The 15,185-nt window shown below is 51.5% G+C and carries 22 protein-coding genes; 9 read left to right on the top strand and 13 right to left on the bottom strand.

Translation table 11 applies throughout. The annotated features are described in order from the left end of the window. Window positions 1-7 precede the first annotated feature (7 nt). On the bottom strand, window positions 8-1,135 hold the full coding sequence (gene cofH, locus QXT02_RS02160; RefSeq protein WP_342811680.1) for a 7,8-didemethyl-8-hydroxy-5-deazariboflavin synthase subunit CofH: 1,128 nt from the start codon (window positions 1,133-1,135) through the stop codon (window positions 8-10). Further along, window positions 1,086-2,135, bottom strand: coding sequence for a 7,8-didemethyl-8-hydroxy-5-deazariboflavin synthase subunit CofG (cofG, locus tag QXT02_RS02155; protein WP_342811679.1), 1,050 nt, complete (start codon window positions 2,133-2,135; stop codon window positions 1,086-1,088). Before cofG ends, cofH begins: the two co-directional genes overlap by 50 nt. Window positions 2,136-2,191: 56 nt before the next feature. On the opposite strand from cofG, the gene cofC reads away from it, so the two are divergent. Beyond that, entirely contained in the window at window positions 2,192-2,857 is a 666-nt protein-coding gene (cofC, locus tag QXT02_RS02150) for a 2-phospho-L-lactate guanylyltransferase (RefSeq protein ID WP_342811678.1), read from the top strand. On the opposite strand, the gene QXT02_RS02145 is transcribed toward cofC, so the two are convergent. Further along, the gene (locus QXT02_RS02145) at window positions 2,804-3,439 is read right to left on the bottom strand and encodes a LysE family transporter (protein WP_342811677.1); all 636 of its coding nucleotides are present in this window, start codon (window positions 3,437-3,439) and stop codon (window positions 2,804-2,806) included. The two genes, cofC and QXT02_RS02145, sit on opposite strands and share 54 nt — an antisense overlap. A gap of 70 nt (window positions 3,440-3,509) precedes the next feature. On the opposite strand from QXT02_RS02145, the gene QXT02_RS02140 reads away from it, so the two are divergent. The 4 genes from QXT02_RS02140 (at window position 3,510) to npdG (ending at window position 6,391) form a co-directional block, all read left to right on the top strand. Next, the gene (locus QXT02_RS02140; RefSeq protein ID WP_342811676.1) at window positions 3,510-4,868 is read left to right on the top strand and encodes a TrpB-like pyridoxal phosphate-dependent enzyme; all 1,359 of its coding nucleotides are present in this window, start codon (window positions 3,510-3,512) and stop codon (window positions 4,866-4,868) included. A 13-nt stretch (window positions 4,869-4,881) separates the two neighbouring features. Beyond that, on the top strand, window positions 4,882-5,112 hold the full coding sequence (locus QXT02_RS02135) for an Lrp/AsnC ligand binding domain-containing protein (protein ID WP_342811675.1): 231 nt from the start codon (window positions 4,882-4,884) through the stop codon (window positions 5,110-5,112). A gap of 8 nt (window positions 5,113-5,120) precedes the next feature. Continuing rightward, on the top strand, window positions 5,121-5,498 hold the full coding sequence (locus QXT02_RS02130) for an Lrp/AsnC ligand binding domain-containing protein (protein WP_342811674.1): 378 nt from the start codon (window positions 5,121-5,123) through the stop codon (window positions 5,496-5,498). 230 nt (window positions 5,499-5,728) lie between these two features. Beyond that, entirely contained in the window at window positions 5,729-6,391 is a 663-nt protein-coding gene (gene npdG / locus QXT02_RS02125; protein ID WP_342811673.1) for an NADPH-dependent F420 reductase, read from the top strand. Between the two features lie 44 nt (window positions 6,392-6,435). Here the strand turns inward: npdG and ftsY are convergent, their stop codons facing one another. From ftsY to QXT02_RS02075, 10 genes are read right to left on the bottom strand one after another with little or no spacing between them, the layout of a single operon-like run. Next, window positions 6,436-7,629 (bottom strand): signal recognition particle-docking protein FtsY, encoded by a 1,194-nt coding sequence (gene ftsY, locus QXT02_RS02120; protein WP_342811672.1) that lies wholly within the window; start codon window positions 7,627-7,629, stop codon window positions 6,436-6,438. 11 nt (window positions 7,630-7,640) lie between these two features. Then, window positions 7,641-8,093 carry a prefoldin subunit alpha gene (pfdA, locus tag QXT02_RS02115; RefSeq protein ID WP_342811671.1) on the bottom strand — a complete coding sequence of 151 codons (453 nt, stop codon included), beginning with the start codon at window positions 8,091-8,093 and terminating at the stop codon, window positions 7,641-7,643. Next, window positions 8,093-8,314: a 50S ribosomal protein L18Ae gene (gene rpl18a, locus QXT02_RS02110; protein WP_342811670.1), complete on the bottom strand. Its 222-nt coding sequence runs from the start codon at window positions 8,312-8,314 to the stop codon at window positions 8,093-8,095. Before rpl18a ends, pfdA begins: the two co-directional genes overlap by 1 nt. Window positions 8,315-8,323: 9 nt before the next feature. Continuing rightward, entirely contained in the window at window positions 8,324-8,986 is a 663-nt protein-coding gene (locus QXT02_RS02105) for a translation initiation factor IF-6 (protein WP_342811669.1), read from the bottom strand. A 14-nt stretch (window positions 8,987-9,000) separates the two neighbouring features. Further along, on the bottom strand, window positions 9,001-9,252 hold the full coding sequence (locus QXT02_RS02100) for a 50S ribosomal protein L31e (RefSeq protein WP_342811668.1): 252 nt from the start codon (window positions 9,250-9,252) through the stop codon (window positions 9,001-9,003). Window positions 9,253-9,260: 8 nt separating this feature from the next. Further along, window positions 9,261-9,416 carry a 50S ribosomal protein L39e gene (gene rpl39e / locus QXT02_RS02095; RefSeq protein ID WP_342811667.1) on the bottom strand — a complete coding sequence of 52 codons (156 nt, stop codon included), beginning with the start codon at window positions 9,414-9,416 and terminating at the stop codon, window positions 9,261-9,263. Between the two features lies 1 nt (window position 9,417). Continuing rightward, on the bottom strand, window positions 9,418-9,750 hold the full coding sequence (locus tag QXT02_RS02090; RefSeq protein ID WP_342811666.1) for a DNA-binding protein: 333 nt from the start codon (window positions 9,748-9,750) through the stop codon (window positions 9,418-9,420). A gap of 4 nt (window positions 9,751-9,754) precedes the next feature. Next, on the bottom strand, window positions 9,755-10,186 hold the full coding sequence (locus QXT02_RS02085) for a 30S ribosomal protein S19e (protein ID WP_404980415.1): 432 nt from the start codon (window positions 10,184-10,186) through the stop codon (window positions 9,755-9,757). A 19-nt stretch (window positions 10,187-10,205) separates the two neighbouring features. Next, window positions 10,206-10,598 (bottom strand): ribonuclease P, encoded by a 393-nt coding sequence (locus QXT02_RS02080; RefSeq protein ID WP_342811665.1) that lies wholly within the window; start codon window positions 10,596-10,598, stop codon window positions 10,206-10,208. Next, the gene (locus tag QXT02_RS02075; protein WP_342811664.1) at window positions 10,595-11,287 is read right to left on the bottom strand and encodes a 16S rRNA methyltransferase; all 693 of its coding nucleotides are present in this window, start codon (window positions 11,285-11,287) and stop codon (window positions 10,595-10,597) included. Before QXT02_RS02075 ends, QXT02_RS02080 begins: the two co-directional genes overlap by 4 nt. A 60-nt stretch (window positions 11,288-11,347) precedes the next feature. Between QXT02_RS02075 and QXT02_RS02070 the strand changes: the two genes are divergently transcribed. The 4 genes from QXT02_RS02070 (at window position 11,348) to QXT02_RS02055 (ending at window position 15,032) form a co-directional block, all read left to right on the top strand. After that, complete coding sequence (locus QXT02_RS02070; RefSeq protein WP_342811663.1) at window positions 11,348-11,824, top strand: mechanosensitive ion channel family protein; 477 nt, start codon at window positions 11,348-11,350, stop codon at window positions 11,822-11,824. Window positions 11,825-11,830: 6 nt separating this feature from the next. Beyond that, window positions 11,831-12,511 carry a rhomboid family intramembrane serine protease gene (locus tag QXT02_RS02065; RefSeq protein ID WP_342811662.1) on the top strand — a complete coding sequence of 227 codons (681 nt, stop codon included), beginning with the start codon at window positions 11,831-11,833 and terminating at the stop codon, window positions 12,509-12,511. Between the two features lie 73 nt (window positions 12,512-12,584). Then, the gene (locus QXT02_RS02060; RefSeq protein WP_342811661.1) at window positions 12,585-13,280 is read left to right on the top strand and encodes an RAD55 family ATPase; all 696 of its coding nucleotides are present in this window, start codon (window positions 12,585-12,587) and stop codon (window positions 13,278-13,280) included. A 141-nt stretch (window positions 13,281-13,421) separates the two neighbouring features. After that, window positions 13,422-15,032: a GH3 family domain-containing protein gene (locus QXT02_RS02055; protein ID WP_342811660.1), complete on the top strand. Its 1,611-nt coding sequence runs from the start codon at window positions 13,422-13,424 to the stop codon at window positions 15,030-15,032. The last annotated feature ends 153 nt before the right edge of the window (window positions 15,033-15,185 follow it).

Below are 15,185 nucleotides of genomic sequence, written 5' to 3'. Positions count from 1 at the left end.
AAGTGAGTTAAATTAAATCATAAGTTGTGGTCCGCTGCCGCGGTATCCGACCTATTTCCAGAATCAGGTGTTCTAGCTGCGCTGCGGTCATGCTGCATAGGCTCCCGCCGGCGGCTTTTGTTATGTTCTCCTCCATGAGCGTCCCACCCAAATCGTTTGCACCTGCCTTGAGCATGAGCTGGGCACCTCTAGGTCCAAGTTTCACCCACGAGGTCTGAATGTTGTCAATGTAGCCAGCGAGCATCAGCCTAGCCACCGCATGCAGGCGCAAACTATGGACCAAGTCAGGATATGGTCTCAAATTAAATTCTCGGCCCAGGAGGGTGTTTCGAGAGACGAACCCCAACAAAACAAACTCGGTGAAGCCATGGGTCTCTTTCTGGATCTCCCGGATGATGGAAATGTGCCGTGCCTGCTCTAGGGGCGTCTCCACATGCCCATACATCATCGTTGCGGTTGTAGGCAGTCCCAAGCGGTGACAGGCCTTGATCGTTTTGATCCATTGTTCCGTGGAAATTTTCTCGGGACAGATTATCGAACGAACCCTATCAACTAAAATCTCAGCTGCTGTCCCGGGAACCGAATCCAACCCTGCTTCCTTGAGTCTAACGATCACCTCCTCCAATCCCATGTCCTCCTTCTCAGCGATGTAGTTGATCTCCGCGGGCGAAAAGGCGTGGACATGTATTCCGGGGGCCGTCTTTTTCACCGTTTGAATAATCTCAAGGTAGTCTTCTAAACCAAAATCGGGATGCAACCCACCTTGGATGCAGATTTCAGTGACATTCGCCTCGAGCGCCTCATTGACCTTCGACTCAATTTGTTCTGGTGAAAGTACGTAAGCTTGAGGGTCTTCAGGATTGCGACGAAAAGCGCAGAACTTACAGCTTCCTATGCACACATTGGTGAAGTTTATGTTTCGGTTCTTTACATAGGTGACTATATCTCCGACTCTGCGCCTTCTCACTTCGTCAGCAGTTTGAATTAGTGCCTGCAGTTTCTTGCCCTCGGCCTTCAGGAGCAGCGCTCCTTCTTCCGCGCTTAGCTCCTCACCGGCCATCGCGCGCTGTAGCAACTCCCAAAATCTAGACCGCTTCAGCACGATAGCCTTCCTCATCGGCAAGCTCAAGGACAAGCTTCTTCACCTCACTTGACATAAACCTCTCCTCATTTATGAAGCGTGGGTAGATGGGTAACCTCTCCCTAGGTATGCGGCCAGCAGACGCTATGGCGGCACGAAGCTGGGCTAAACTAGGCCAGGGATGATCAAAGTTGATGAAATCTGGGGTTACTGGCGAAATGCCGCCAAAATCAGAGGCACCGGCCGAGATCGCCCTAGAAACGGCCGCGTTGAACTCAGGGCCCCCCGGCTGCGCTACTGATCCATTTAAGCTCAATAGATTGGGGGGCACCTGAACGCTAACGTCGGTGAGAGTAGCTCGAGCTAGGGCCACCGTGGTCAATAGGGTTTTCTCATCCGGGGACTGCCACGACTGCATCAATGTGCCTGGCTTGGGATCAAATGGCTGGATGATTATCTCCTGGATATGCCTGTATCTCTCATGGAGCTTCTTAATCTCCAAAAGGGATTGAAGGCGGTCGTCAGGACCCTCACCAATTCCTACCAATAAGCCTGTGGTAAAGGGTATGTTCAGTTTTCCCGCGGCTTCGATGGTCGCCAGCCTCAGCTTCGGTTCCTTGCCCGGGCTCATCGAGTGGGCAGGGAGATGAGCAGTGGTCTCGAGCATCAATCCCATGCTGGCATTGTACCGACGCAGGCGCTGCAATTCCGACGGCTTCAGGACTCCGGCGTTAGTGTGGGGTAGTAGTCCGATTTCAAGTATCTGCTTGCAGAGGTCAACAAGATAATCCACAGTAGTGCGATAACCAAGTTCGTCCAGCTTTTCTCTCGCTAGCGGGTAAACCTCAGGGTGTTCGCCAAGGGTAATCAGGGCCTCAGTGCAGCCAGCCCTCTTGCCCAACCTAGCCAACTGCAAGACCTCCTCAGGTGACATGAACCACGCGCCATCACCAGGATCCTTCCTGAAGCCGCAGTAAAAGCAACGATTACGACAGAGGTTGGTCACAGGTAAAAAGACGTTGCGAGAGTAGCTGATCTCCCTTTTAAAAGACACGGGGCACCACCTCGACAGAACCATAAAACAGGAACAACATAAATATGCCTGCTATCATGAGCATCTGGGCCATCATTCCGGTAAAGCATCTGGACGAGGCGAAGTCCAGCCTTGCTCGAGTTTTGGACCAAGTGACCCGCCGTAGTTTAGTCCTAGCTATGCTAGCCGACATGCTTCACGCGATTGGTGAAGCACCATCAATATTCAAAACAGCTGTCGTTTCCCCTGACAACGAAGTGCTTGGCTTCGCCCAAGCCAGGCATGCCGAGGGTGTTAAGGATCCAGGACTCGATCTTAACGGGGCTTTTCAACTGGCGATGTCCCACGCTGTCGCCTCCGGGGCCAAGGCTGTGCTGTTGCTCCCAGGAGATCTACCACTAATCAGGACTGTTGACATCGAGAACATCGTCGCCATGGCAACCGCCGAACGCGATGTGGTCATCGCCCCCTCAAAGGCAAATGGAACTAACGCGTTATTTATCAGGCCACCAGATCTCATGGACCCAAAGTTCGGTGGAGAAAGCTTTCCCCAGCACTTGGCCGAAGCGGTGCGCGCTGGGATTAAGCCCCACATCTACCGGTCAACTACGGTATCCTTCGATGTAGACGAACCGGAAGATTTGCTGAAATTGAAAAAAACCGGAACAGGCACCAAAACGCTGGAGGTTCTAAAACAGTTGCTGGCCGTACTTGATAATGAAATAGACTCCCAGGACAAGTAGCAGCAGTGTGCAGAAGAGCAGGATTGCCCGGTAGCCCCGGACCCCAATCACTTTCTTACCCTTCACCACCGAAACCGAAACCAGCGAGAACCACGTCAGATCAGAAAAAAAGTGACCGATCAACCAGAGGGTGACCCCGGCCAAGGAGGCAACCAAATAGGCCTCCATGATAGTGGCCACCCCAATAGTAGCCCACCAGAAGATGACGGTGGGATTCAAGAGGGTGCTGTAGAGAATGCCGCCGAGAACTGGATGGTGTTTGGTGGCCACCATTTTCTTGGGAGCCGGGCTGTTCCGCAACTTGGAAACTCCATCGAGACCCAGAATTATTAACATCACGCCTCCAAAGAGACCGAAGCCCAGCTGAAAGGCACTCGCCTGGAGGATGACATCCAAGCCCAGTGCAATCAGGGAAAGGATTGCCAGCTCCACCAAAACGTGCCCAGCCACAGCCAGCGGCCCCGTGCGGGCACCGTACGCTGGCGATTTCGCCATGGTGTAGGCCAGAAGCGGTCCAGGGATTAGCGAACCGGAGAGCCCGATGATGAACCCTATTGGCAGCTGAATTAGTGTTTGTATCATTTTGTACCTTGATGAACTTAATAGCACAAAGCTTATAAAGGGCACGGTAATATTAGAGGTGGTCGAAAAAATGAAGCAGATGAAATACCTTCTGGATGAAGAAGAGATTCCTAAGGCTTGGTACAACATCCAAGCGGATCTGCCATCCCCCTTGGACCCGCCAATCAACCCGGCGACCAAGGAACCGATCGGGCCCCAAGATTTGGCCCGGATCTTCCCCATGGAGCTGATAAAGCAAGAGGTGAGCCAAGAACGCTGGATACCAATTCCTGAAGAAGTCAGGGACGTATACCGAATCTGGCGCCCAACACCCCTCTACCGGGCACTCCGGCTCGAGAAGGCGCTGAAGACTCCTGCGAGAATTTACTACAAGTGGGAGGGAGTCAGCCCACCTGGAAGCCATAAGCCGAACACCGCGGTTGCTCAAGCCTATTACAACATGAAAGAGGGGGTGCAGAGGCTGGCCACAGAAACTGGGGCTGGGCAATGGGGGAGTGCACTGGCCTTTGGCACGATGCTCTTCGGGCTCAAATGCACTGTGTACATGGTTCGGGTCAGCTACGACCAGAAACCCTATCGCCGCATCTTGATGGAAACTTGGGGGGCTGAATGCGTCCCCAGTCCCAGCAACAGAACGGAGTACGGTCGAAGGGTCTTGAAGGAAGACCCAAACAACCCGGGAAGTTTGGGGATCGCGATTTCTGAGGCCATCGAGGACGCTGCTACTCACGACGATACTAAGTATTCCTTAGGTAGCGTGCTTAACCATGTGCTATTGCATCAAACAGTTATCGGTCTTGAAGCCAAAAAACAACTTGAACTGGCCGGCGATTATCCCGACGTGATCTTCGGTTGCGTCGGCGGAGGTAGCAATTTCTCCGGACTTGTCTTCCCGTTTCTCGCCGATAAACTAACCGGGAAAAAACCTGAACTGCGAGCGGTATCCTGTGAACCTAAAGCCTGCCCTACTCTGACCAAAGGACCCTACATGTACGACTTCGGTGACACGGCGGCGATGACTCCGTTGTTGAAGATGTACACACTGGGCCACTGTTTCGTGCCACCCCCAATCCATGCCGGTGGTTTGAGATATCATGGAGATGCCCCACTTCTCTGCAAGCTCACCCATGAAGGATACATGGAGGCCGCAGCCTATCATCAAACGGAAGTTTTCAACGCAGCCAAGCTCTTCGCGGAAACGGAGGGCTTTATACCTGCCCCTGAAACCTCACATGCTATAAAGGGAGTGGTAGATGAAGCATTGAGATGCAGGGAGACTGGGGAGGAAAGGGTGATACTTTTCAACAACAGCGGGCACGGGCACTTCGACCTAGCGGCCTACGACGCCTTCCTGCGCGGCAAGCTGGTCGACTATGAGTATCCGGAAAAGCTGGTCAAGGAAGCCATCGCCAAGATACCCAAAGTATGAGGTGATAAAAAACATGCCCGTAGCATTTGTTTTAATTGACGCCGATGTGGGCAAAATCCGCGAAATCCTAGGTCAGCTCAGACGAACAGAGGGTGTTGTCGAGGCCTACACCGTAGCCGGTCCTCACGACATCGTGGTAAAGCTACAGGCGGATAAGTTCGAAAAAGTCGCTGAAGCCGTAACTAGAAAGATCCAGCTGGTGGATGGGGTCAAAAACACTTTGACCATGTTCGCCTTTGAGTAGGGGTAAAAATGCCAGTTGCCTTCGTCCTTGTGGAGACAAAGCTGGGGCGGATTGATGACGTCCTGAACAGATTGTTAAATGTAGATGAGGTTGCGGAAGCTTACACGGTGGCCGGACCGTATGCCATTGTGGCCAAGGTGGAAACCGACTCTTTTGAAAAGCTGGTCAAAGTGATACCCGAGAAAATCCACACCATCGAGGGCATCGTCAAAACGCTGACGCTTGTCGCCTTTGGAACGGGCAAGGAGTTCAGAACCGACGCCTGCGACCCGGCAATCGAGCTGGGCAAACGGGGTGACCTAGAAGCTCTTTATGCGCTCTGTAGAAGTTGCCGACAGTTGAAGTACTGCGGCCATGGTGCTCGAGTAATTACTTATGGAATTTAAAGCACGTCAGTCCGCCCATCATTCTTATCATCGCCTTGCTCAGACGATGTCTTGACATCATTCGTGCCGATTATAATTAAATTTTATTCGGGTATTTAACTTTCCCCTGGGTAATCTGCCACTTACATGATAATTGTCCCACAGGTAAAAATCGAGTCGATTATCACGTAAATCCTCTACCTAAACAACAAGCCTTTTCAAGACCGAGAGAAAATGATTTTGCTGATGCTATGATCGCCATCTTAGGAGGAACCGGAGATCTAGGACAAGGCCTTGCCATGCGCTGGGCGATGGCGGGCGAAAAGGTAATTATCGGATCACGATCGAAAGAAAAAGCCGAAAGGATTGCCCAAGAACTGAGCTTGAAAGTAGGCAAAACCATCCTTGGCGAAACCAACTTGGAAGCGACGAGGAGTGCCGATTTCATCGTTATGAGTGTTCCCTTTGAGGGGTGTGAAAAGATACTGGAGGAGGTGGCGCCAGCCCTCTCCATGGATAAAATAATGCTGAGCGCCATGGTGCCGCTCAAGCTGACCGAAGGCCTGCTCACCTGCTACTCACCTCCGGCCGGTTCTGCCGCCGAAACCGTCGCCAAGTTGGTTGGAGATAGGGTGCGAGTCTGCTCGGCACTTCAAACGATCGGCGCTCAAGAACTACAGAGAATTGACCGCCCCATCGAGGGAGATACCGTGGTCTGCGGTGACGATGCCCAAGCCAGACGTCAGACCATGAGCTATGTGGAAAAAATCGCTAATCTGCGGGCCATCGACGGAGGTCGCCTCTGCAACAGCCGGCTAGTGGAACCGGTGACGGCCCTTCTCATCAAACTGACCGGAAGATACAAGGTACCAGCAGTGGGGATTAAATTTGTTGGCCTAAATGGGGATAAATAGTCTTGAACCCTTAGTAGATTAAATACCACTCCGAAAGCAGAAAATCAATCACCAAACAATGCATTGAGGATTATCTCCGGCTTGAATTCCACCAAGTCATCGTACCCCTGCCCGGTACCTAAAAACAAGATGGGCTTGCCAGTAACTTGGGTTATCGAGAGAGCTGCGCCCCCCCGAGCGTCGGCGTCCATCTTGCATAGGATGGTCCCGGTGATGCCAACCGCCTGATCAAAGGACCTAGCCTGTTCCACCGCGTCATTTCCGGTGAGGGCATCACCGACAAAAATAACTGCATCGGGCTTGGCCACCCTCACGATCTTCTTCATCTCATCCATCAGATTGACATCAGTCTGCATTCTTCCAGCGGTGTCCACCAGCACCACATCAAGGTTCCGAGCTCTTGCGTGCTCTATCGCATCGTAAGCCACAGCGGCGGAGTCGGCTCCTCTTCTCTGCTTTACTATGTCCACCCCCAAGCGCTTGGCATGTATCTCAAGCTGCTCTATGCCTGCCGCTCGGAAGGTGTCGCCCGCAGCGAGGACCACCTTGAAGCCACGCTTGGTAAGATATCTGGCCAGCTTGGCAATGGTAGTCGTCTTACCATGACCATTGATGCCCACAAACACCAACACCGCCGGATCACCCTTCGCCCTCTTCTCCTTAATTATCTTGATTAAATCGACCTCATGCTCGCTCCTTAGCACTTCCTTTATGGCATCACTGAGAACCTCATCGGCCATTTTTTTCAAGTCAGCTCTAATGCCCACCCTCTTTCCCACCAGACCCATCTTCACCCGCTCAACTATCTGGTCGGCGACTGGCACGGCAACATCGCTCTCAAGCATGGCCACCTGGAGCTCCCAGAGAATATCATCAATATCCTTAGCCGTCAGCTCCCGGCCGGCCACTCGCTTGACCGCCCTGATAAAACCACGCTTTGGCTTCTCAGGAAGGATAACTCCTGCCTTGACTTTCCCAACCGGTTTCCTCTCCGCTTCTATTTCAGGGACTTTACGCTTGACCTCGACCACTGGTTTCTTCTCAGGTACTTCAAGCCTAACCCGCTCCTCTGCGCTGATCTCAAGTTTAATTTCAGGCTTGACCTCCTCCACGGACAAAGCTTCCGGCTGGGTCCCTGCTGTGATCTCAGGAGTTTCCTCGCCCATCGGCTCAGGAGCTATTTTTTTAGTTATGCGCTCCTTTACCTGCTTCAGCTTCTGCTTGAGCTTCTCAAACATCGGTGCGGCCTCTATTTACTGGTCGCTCCCCGCGCCTTGACCAATAACTTTTCCGCCTCGGGCCTGATGGCCTCGATCCGGTCCTCAACCTTTTTCAGCTCTGTCTTGGTCTGCTCGACGGCCTTTTCGATCTCTGCAATCCTAGCTTCCAAGAACTTTATCGCCTCTTCAGCGGTTCTTTCAACCATGACATCAGCGCCCAGCCCGACTAGCACCCTTTCGGCAGACGACAGCTTGGCCGGGACAAAGGTATCTGAACCTAGCGGAACCAGAATGTCTGTTGAAGGCGGCATTTCCTTGAGCGACTTTAACGCACCAACTGTCATGTTGAGTTCGGAAAGGGACCCTGCCAGCGCTGAGACCTGCTGACGCAAGAGTTCCACCAGTGCCTGACCATCATTCATCTCAGCAAGAAGGCGCTGCAGCCTCTCCCTTTCCTCGACCTTTAAGGGCTCCATCACCATCACTCCAACATCGCTAAAACTCTCGGATCCGTTATCTCCTCAGGATTTATCTCGACAACTTCCTCTATATGGATTCTGTTTCTGGTAATTCCATGCCTGCTCCCTAAAAGGGAGTAGACCCTTTCCAAGGCTTGCTCCTTTGTCAGCGCCACCACTTCACGCCTGAACTTCTGCTTGAAGAGACCCTGTTTGAACCAGCCGCTTATCCGATATATTTGCATTCTATCACCTCAGATGAACCCTAGCGCGCTTTCGACGCGTCCCAGTTCGGGTCCGGTCGTCGTCATACCGACTATAGCTCCCTTAGAATTTGCCGCCATACAGAGCCCGACGAACTTCACTCCAGCGCAGGCTGTACCCACCTCTACCGGAACATTCAATGTCTTCTCGATGAGCTTGGCCTCATCGCTAGTAACATCGGGATGAACTAAAACACCACGATTGGTGGCCACTCCTACTGCACCCACATTTTTTATCCCGGCTATCGTCCCACGCACCACCGGCACCCGCAGCTTTTGACCGACCAGCTTTAAAATCTCCTCAGGTAAATCCGGATTGGCTACAGCTCCATAGTCGTTTACTAGGAAAATGTTGCCAAAAGCGTTGAACTTTCCGGGGATTGGAACCACCGTCACATCAGGCTTCAGGCTTCCTGCGCCTGAACCGATCTCGAAAAGTTCCGAACAGATTAGACCATTTGAGTTGCCGGCCATCAAAACACCGATCAGCGGGCTCCGGTCGACGTCTGTTCTAACTACGGGCACCCCTAGGGCTGCCTCCACCTCCCTCTCATTAAATCGGAAGATGGAAGGCAACAGAGCAATTTTATCGGTGCACAAGGAATACGCCCCCAAAAACGGATTTCTGTTAAAGGCCATTCTGATTATCGTCATCACCTACACCTTAGCTACTCGGCGGGAGAAGCGTGAACCATCCCATCCTCATCCTTGACCGCCTTCACCCTGATCTTAGATGGTGGCTTCTCTTGACCGCGCTCCCAGAGCTTCTCATTCAGCTTTGGATCCAACTTTATCTTCTCCGACTTCATGTGCCTGACCAGATAGTCTCTAATCAGCCTTGTCGCCCGGTTAACGCGTCTGTAGCGCGGGGCTCTTTTGACTTCACCTAAAGGAATGACGAATATTTTTTCCTCAGGCATATGACCACCTATGGTTTAATTCTCGACCTGCGCCAGCTCCTCCGCTTAACGCTGGTGCGGATTTTACCCTTAGTTTTGCTCATCACCCAGACTGGGGCCCTTCTGGTTTTTCTCGCCGCCCGAGCCAGCCTTTTTTTCACTGGGAATCTCTTGTTCCTTGCCATGTCAAATCCTCCTTATTTTGATATCGCGCTTTCGTGACTGCAATTTATCAAGTATCTCCTTAAGCTGGGAGTCGGTTATCTTGGCGCCAATTCTGCCCGCCTGAGCCAGTTGCATCAGCTGAATCTCCAGCTGCTCGGCAAACTCGGGCTTTACCGCTCGGATGTTGGCCAGCCGGCTCCGGGCCTCGGGGGTCAATATCTGCGAGAGTATCGCCTTCTTCTGGATCTCAAACTGCCGCCTCAGCTCAGCTTGGCGCTGCTGCTCCTCATACTGGGCCTGTAGCTCTAGAGCCTTCTTCCTGCGCAAAGCTTCCAGCTCACTTTCTTCCTCCATAAAATCAGGCCTTCATTTCATTCTTCAGTTGCTGGGCAAGAGATTCCACCATGCTCACGCCCTTGCTGGTGAGCTTCCTGCCCTTGCGCTCAGCCTTGGTCACTAAGCCGGCCTTCTCAAGCTGCTGCAAAGCAACGCGGATGATCTTACCCCCGGCTTTCCTAAAGTGCTCCGGAGGCTGACCCCGGTTCTGCCGGCCCCCGTAGTAGGTGCGCAATCTGGAAACTCCTACCGGGCCGTCAACGTAGAGGCGCCGCAACAGTGAAGCCGCCCGAGTGTACCACCAGTCAGCCTGCTCCGGCGGTCTCTCCTTGTGAACGCCCGTCTTGACGAATATGCTCCACTGGGGCGGCTTTATCGCCTCGATTTTTTTGAGTTCCTCGCTCAGCCGCTTCACCAGTGCAGTTGGTTGTACTTCTCTGACAGACATTTCCATTCCAACCTGATTTAATCCTCTACTTTTTGGTCGCAGGCAGTATTAACGTTTTTCCCAAGGCCCCGGCGGCCGTTACAGAGCCCCTCTTTGAACCATAGGGCAACCGTTTGACCCGCCCGCACCTCAAACAGGTAATAACAATCATCTTGGGCTTAACTCTAACCCGACAGGTCACCCCGGGCTTCCAAAAGCACAAACACTTTCTACAAAATTTTAAACGGATGTCCCGGGGCAACCTCAAATTGTAACGCGTCTTGAGCTTCCACGCGGCCCTGATGTAACGGTCGGCTAGCTCAGGGTTCTTCGCGAAAATACTTTCCGCGTGGTCAAACAGGCGGGACACGCGCTCTAATGCCAGTCCCCTGAATTCGTTATTTTGACCACGGCGTTTCTTTCGATGCGGCATCTTCATCTACCCAATCTAGACCTAACGATTCCCAACGCCTCTTCATAGGCATAAATTGCCCGGGAAACTACTGTGGGGGCCGTGAGGAGGTCAGGGTCTATACAAACCTGCTCATCGGAAATCGAGCCTATATCTGAGATAAAATCACCGCTGGGGAATCCTCCGACCAAAACACAGATATTGTCCTTTATGCAAAGCCCAGAAAAAACCTCAGCCAGCGGTTTCATTTGGCCCTTGTCACTGAAGGTAATGGTCTTCTTAGGCCGTAATCTGCTCACCAGTCCCCCCAGCGTTGCTCTTTCCAACCTCAGCAGCGGTTTTCCCGGTGGGGCCTCACCAGTAAGAAAGAGCTGCTCGAGGAGGCCTTCAAAGCGGTTGAGCATCCTAGGTAACCGAGTGGACGGATCAACGGTAATAACCATATTTTGCCTCGTGTGGACGTAAACGCGGAGAAGTCCCTCACGGTTCAGCGGCGCGTCCAAGGCCAACAACAGACACATGTGGGCGATGTCAGGCCTGCCGCGCCGGTCGCCATCAGCAAGCTTCCTCATCGCCGCATGATGTAACCCAGAGTTGAGAATAATTTCAACTGGCCGTCTTCCCTTCTGCCTAGCGTACCACCTGATAACGCGATGATTGGCGATCTCCTCTGGAACCGTTTCAACCTCGGCGTCCGCGACGATCAAATTCAACATGGAAATCCAGAAAGACTTTCACCGATTTATATTTAACCTAACAATAAACACTGGGAGAGCATGTGGGAGTCACAGATTCTGACCACTCTCATTGTTGTCGCTATCATCGTTATATTCTGGGCAGTTCTGGGTAGCCTATTCCGGAGAAAGCTAAAGATAATGGTGGGGCACCAGCGGTTGTCAAATTCCCTATCAATGATCTTCACCATCGTGGTCTTTCTTTACCTCCTCAACGTCTGGGGGGTAATTCAAGCGATAGTAGAGCTATTCCTAGCCTTCAGCACCATCAGCGCCGTTCTACTTTTCGCCGTTAAGGATGTGTGGATATCCAACATCCTCGCCGGAATCTCGCTGATAGGGGATAAAAACATCAAAGTGGGGACTGAAGTTGAAATAGAGGGGAAACGGGGAACGGTCGTGGAAATCTCGCTGACGGTCACAAAGCTAAGGATCCCGGACGGCAGACTAATCATCGTGCCCAATCAGAAATTTAGGGAGGCCGTCATCGTGGTGAACCCTGGGAGAAAGCAGCGGTGAATTGCGGTGTTTCCCCTTAAGGATGAAAATCCCAGCTCGCGGTTTCCCTACGTTAATATCGCGCTGATTGTAATCAACATTGCCATATTCGTGCTCACGCTGCTCACCGGGACGTTTGAAAGCACTATTGAGCTCTATGGGATGAGACCAACCGAGGTGCTCGCGGGCAAAAGGCTTGAAACGCTGTTCATCTCGATGTTTCTCCACGGCGGAATCCTACACATCTTGGGGAACATGCTTTACCTCTACATCTTCGGCGATAACGTTGAGGATGCCCTAGGCCACGGCAAATTTCTGGCTTTCTATCTGGGAACGGGTGTAATTGCAAGCCTCATTCACGCTCTGACCGACCCTAGCTCAGAGATACCCACTATAGGCGCCTCGGGGGCCATTTCAGGGGTGCTGGGAGCCTATCTCGTGCTCTACCCCAGAGCCCGGGTCTACACGGCGGTAGGAATCTATCTTTTCTGGAGGATAATCATGGTCCCGGCGATTTTCTTCCTAGGATTCTGGTTCCTGCTACAGGTGTTCTCAGCCTCGGTGACTTGGTTAACCGGAATCTCAGAGGGCGTCGCCTACTGGGCACACATAGGTGGGTTCGTTGCCGGCGCCCTGCTGATACTGCCTGTTCGGGCAAAGCTGAAAAAGCGTCGAAAATCCGGCCGCTATCCACATGGCGAGTTCTGAACCACCGGATTTGTTGCAAGGGCTGAAAGAAAAGGGTTTATAATCACATTGAAAAGCCATTAGTGGCGAACCCATGCTCCGTGACACTGTAAAAGGGCTGGATAACGTCTTGAGGAATGATATACCCAAGGGCTACGTGATACTGGTGACCGGTGGAGTGGGATCGATGAAATCCAGCTTTGTTTACAACGTTCTCTCTAACTACCTGAATAAACACAGGGATGAGTTCGGAGTATATGTTACACTTGAAGAGTCGAAGGAAAGTCACCTGAGAAACATGGAAAGCTTGGGAATCAAGAAACCGGATCATCTTCAGATCTTTGACTATCAAGACATCCGTAAGGAGTGGCGGGAAGAAGAACCGTCGCTAAATATGCTGAGCATCACTGAAGACGTGATCAAGTTCTACAAGGAGGAGATGAAGGAAAAGTTCACCGTCTTCTGCCTTGACTCCCTGAATGCCCTGCAGACCCTAGCTAAGACGGATAACCTGAGGAGAGAAAGTTACCACTTTTTCAACCTGCTTAGGGACAGCGGCTTGACCTCATTCATCATTCAAGAGGCTCAGGTTGTGGGTGAGGGAAGAAGACATATTCCGGAATCCTATCTCGCTGATGGGGTCATCGAACTGGGTGTGATTGAGACCCCGGAACTCGTCACCAGATACATTCAGATCAGGAAGATGCGCGCCTGCAGGCACTCCATGAAGAAGCACCAGCTTTTGGTCAATGAGGGTGGATTAGAAGTCCTCGGACCGGTTTATGAGTAGTCCCGAATTTCAAAATGATTTTTGGAAAACTTTGATAGATAAGGCAATTTTTCAGCGCCCACAGCGATTTATAAAGGGGAAGTTTCAGAAACTAAAACATTACCTTAAATAACGCCCGGACTTTCGGGAGATATGGTCTCTATGGGGGAAGGCGAGGAGCTGTGGAAGGAGCATTGCTCTTTCCTTGAAAAATCATTTTCCGAACAGCTGGAATTCAATCTCCAAGCCCGGGATGAATACTTTAAAAGATGGCAGCAGACAAAAATGGCCGCGAAGCTTTGTCCTCAGGGTGTCAAGAGCTTTGAAGAGGTACCGCTGACGACCTATGAGGATTATCCCATTCTACATGAGTTCGGTGAAAAGGTGGAGCTGCTCAGCAGGACCGTACCTAGGCAGAATGGGGAACTCTGGTGGGACTACTATCAGCGAATAAGCCGGATGGTTGCCCCAATGCTCGACGGGTGGTTGCCTGAAGAGTTCGACTTCTGCGCCAAGACCTCTGGTAGTAGCGGAAAAAGCAAATGGTTGGCCTATGGAAAGAGCTTCCGCGGAGAATGGGAAAGCCTAACCACTTACCTAATAATAACTTGTAGCGAGAAACCTGGTGACACCAAGCTACGCAGGGGGGACACTTATCTTAACATAGTAGCGCCGGCGCCTTACGCTTCAGGCTATCAGATGCATCCAATTGAAAAGCTACTCAGGCCGATTCCGCCTCGCACAGTTACCGACAACATCAGCAACATGCGGAAGAAGATGTGGATCATCATCAAGGAAATTGAAAAGGGGGCCAGAATCGACATCGCCGGGGGAATTGCCTCCACCTTCTACATGATGGCACAATATTTCACTAAACCCGATGAATTTTTCAAGGACTATTACCAATCGATGAACTTGGGGGTAACAAAATTCCTGCTCTTTTTGAAGTATCTCCAGTGCAAAATTAAGGGGAAAAAATACAACAAAGCGAGAGAGGTGCTGCCAGTAAAGGGAATCGGTCTAGGTGGATATGACACGCGACTGTATCTCGACCATATCAAGGAGGAATTTGGGGTCATCCCCACCAACGCCTATGGCAGTACGGAATTCGGGATGGTAATGTACGGACATGCCGACAGAAAGCTGGACTTGATTCCTGACCTGCGCAACATGTATTTTGAGTTTTTAACCGAATCAGGGGAGATAAAAAAGATCGACGAACTGAAAAAGGGAGAAATATACGAACTCGTCGGCACGCCTTTCGGAACCATGCTGATGAGGTACAATATCGAGGATAAATTCAAGGTCGTGGACTTTAGGGACGACGGTCTGCCCATCTTTGAATTTGAGGGCAGAAAAAACGAGGTCATCGATATCTATGGTTACTTCAGGGTCTCGCAGGCCATTGCGGTCAAAGCCCTCTTTGAGGCCGGCCTTAAGGAAACCGACAGGTGGTGCTTGGCAAAGGCGACCGACCCGAAGGAACACCTGCTCCTTTTGATGGAGCCGGATTGGGATTACTCTGAGAAAAAAACCGCGGAGGCCTTATTCAATGCCCTTTACCGGATAAATCCAGAGTTTAAAAATTACGTGGATGATTTCGGGATTAAGGAACCTCATGAAATAATCGAAGTTCAGTACCTTAAAAAGGGCGCCTTCATGAGGTATTCTATGAAAAAAATGAAGGAGGGAGTCCCAATCGGAAATATAAAGCCACCAAAAATAGCCAGTAGCGATAAAAGCGATGACATCGAAATGCTTAGGAGCGTGTAAACTTGGCTGACTGGTATTTCATTCCAATCACCCTCCAATACCTAATCGGTAGCGGTCTGATTTTCGTGGTTTCATTTTTCCTAATCATGAGGAATCCAAAAAGTTGGATCTACCGATCTTTCTTTCTTTACGGGCTCTTCGCCGGGCTATGGA

Origin of the sequence: Hadarchaeum sp. (SeqCode) (assembly GCF_038871235.1) — an archaeon.
GTDB lineage: Archaea > Hadarchaeota > Hadarchaeia > Hadarchaeales > Hadarchaeaceae > Hadarchaeum.
The sequence above is the reverse complement of the archived record's forward strand: the minus strand, read 5'-3'. Positions and strand labels throughout refer to the sequence as shown.

Excerpts from the sequence above, each read along its gene's own strand:
- cofC (WP_342811678.1), top strand. The coding sequence starts at position 2,192 with ATGAGCATCTGGGCCATCATTCCGGTAAAGCATCTGGACGAGGCGAAG.
- QXT02_RS02145 (WP_342811677.1), bottom strand. The coding sequence starts at position 3,439 with ATGATACAAACACTAATTCAGCTGCCAATAGGGTTCATCATCGGGCTC.
- QXT02_RS02140 (WP_342811676.1), top strand. The coding sequence starts at position 3,510 with ATGAAGCAGATGAAATACCTTCTGGATGAAGAAGAGATTCCTAAGGCT.
- QXT02_RS02135 (WP_342811675.1), top strand. The coding sequence starts at position 4,882 with ATGCCCGTAGCATTTGTTTTAATTGACGCCGATGTGGGCAAAATCCGC.
- QXT02_RS02130 (WP_342811674.1), top strand. The coding sequence starts at position 5,121 with ATGCCAGTTGCCTTCGTCCTTGTGGAGACAAAGCTGGGGCGGATTGAT.
- npdG (WP_342811673.1), top strand. The coding sequence starts at position 5,729 with ATGATCGCCATCTTAGGAGGAACCGGAGATCTAGGACAAGGCCTTGCC.
- ftsY (WP_342811672.1), bottom strand. The coding sequence starts at position 7,629 with ATGTTTGAGAAGCTCAAGCAGAAGCTGAAGCAGGTAAAGGAGCGCATA.
- pfdA (WP_342811671.1), bottom strand. The coding sequence starts at position 8,093 with ATGGTGATGGAGCCCTTAAAGGTCGAGGAAAGGGAGAGGCTGCAGCGC.
- rpl18a (WP_342811670.1), bottom strand. The coding sequence starts at position 8,314 with ATGCAAATATATCGGATAAGCGGCTGGTTCAAACAGGGTCTCTTCAAG.
- QXT02_RS02105 (WP_342811669.1), bottom strand. The coding sequence starts at position 8,986 with ATGACGATAATCAGAATGGCCTTTAACAGAAATCCGTTTTTGGGGGCG.
- QXT02_RS02100 (WP_342811668.1), bottom strand. The coding sequence starts at position 9,252 with ATGCCTGAGGAAAAAATATTCGTCATTCCTTTAGGTGAAGTCAAAAGA.
- rpl39e (WP_342811667.1), bottom strand. The coding sequence starts at position 9,416 with ATGGCAAGGAACAAGAGATTCCCAGTGAAAAAAAGGCTGGCTCGGGCG.
- QXT02_RS02090 (WP_342811666.1), bottom strand. The coding sequence starts at position 9,750 with ATGGAGGAAGAAAGTGAGCTGGAAGCTTTGCGCAGGAAGAAGGCTCTA.
- QXT02_RS02085 (WP_404980415.1), bottom strand. The coding sequence starts at position 10,186 with ATGGAAATGTCTGTCAGAGAAGTACAACCAACTGCACTGGTGAAGCGG.
- QXT02_RS02080 (WP_342811665.1), bottom strand. The coding sequence starts at position 10,598 with ATGAAGATGCCGCATCGAAAGAAACGCCGTGGTCAAAATAACGAATTC.
- QXT02_RS02075 (WP_342811664.1), bottom strand. The coding sequence starts at position 11,287 with ATGTTGAATTTGATCGTCGCGGACGCCGAGGTTGAAACGGTTCCAGAG.
- QXT02_RS02070 (WP_342811663.1), top strand. The coding sequence starts at position 11,348 with ATGTGGGAGTCACAGATTCTGACCACTCTCATTGTTGTCGCTATCATC.
- QXT02_RS02060 (WP_342811661.1), top strand. The coding sequence starts at position 12,585 with ATGCTCCGTGACACTGTAAAAGGGCTGGATAACGTCTTGAGGAATGAT.
- QXT02_RS02055 (WP_342811660.1), top strand. The coding sequence starts at position 13,422 with ATGGGGGAAGGCGAGGAGCTGTGGAAGGAGCATTGCTCTTTCCTTGAA.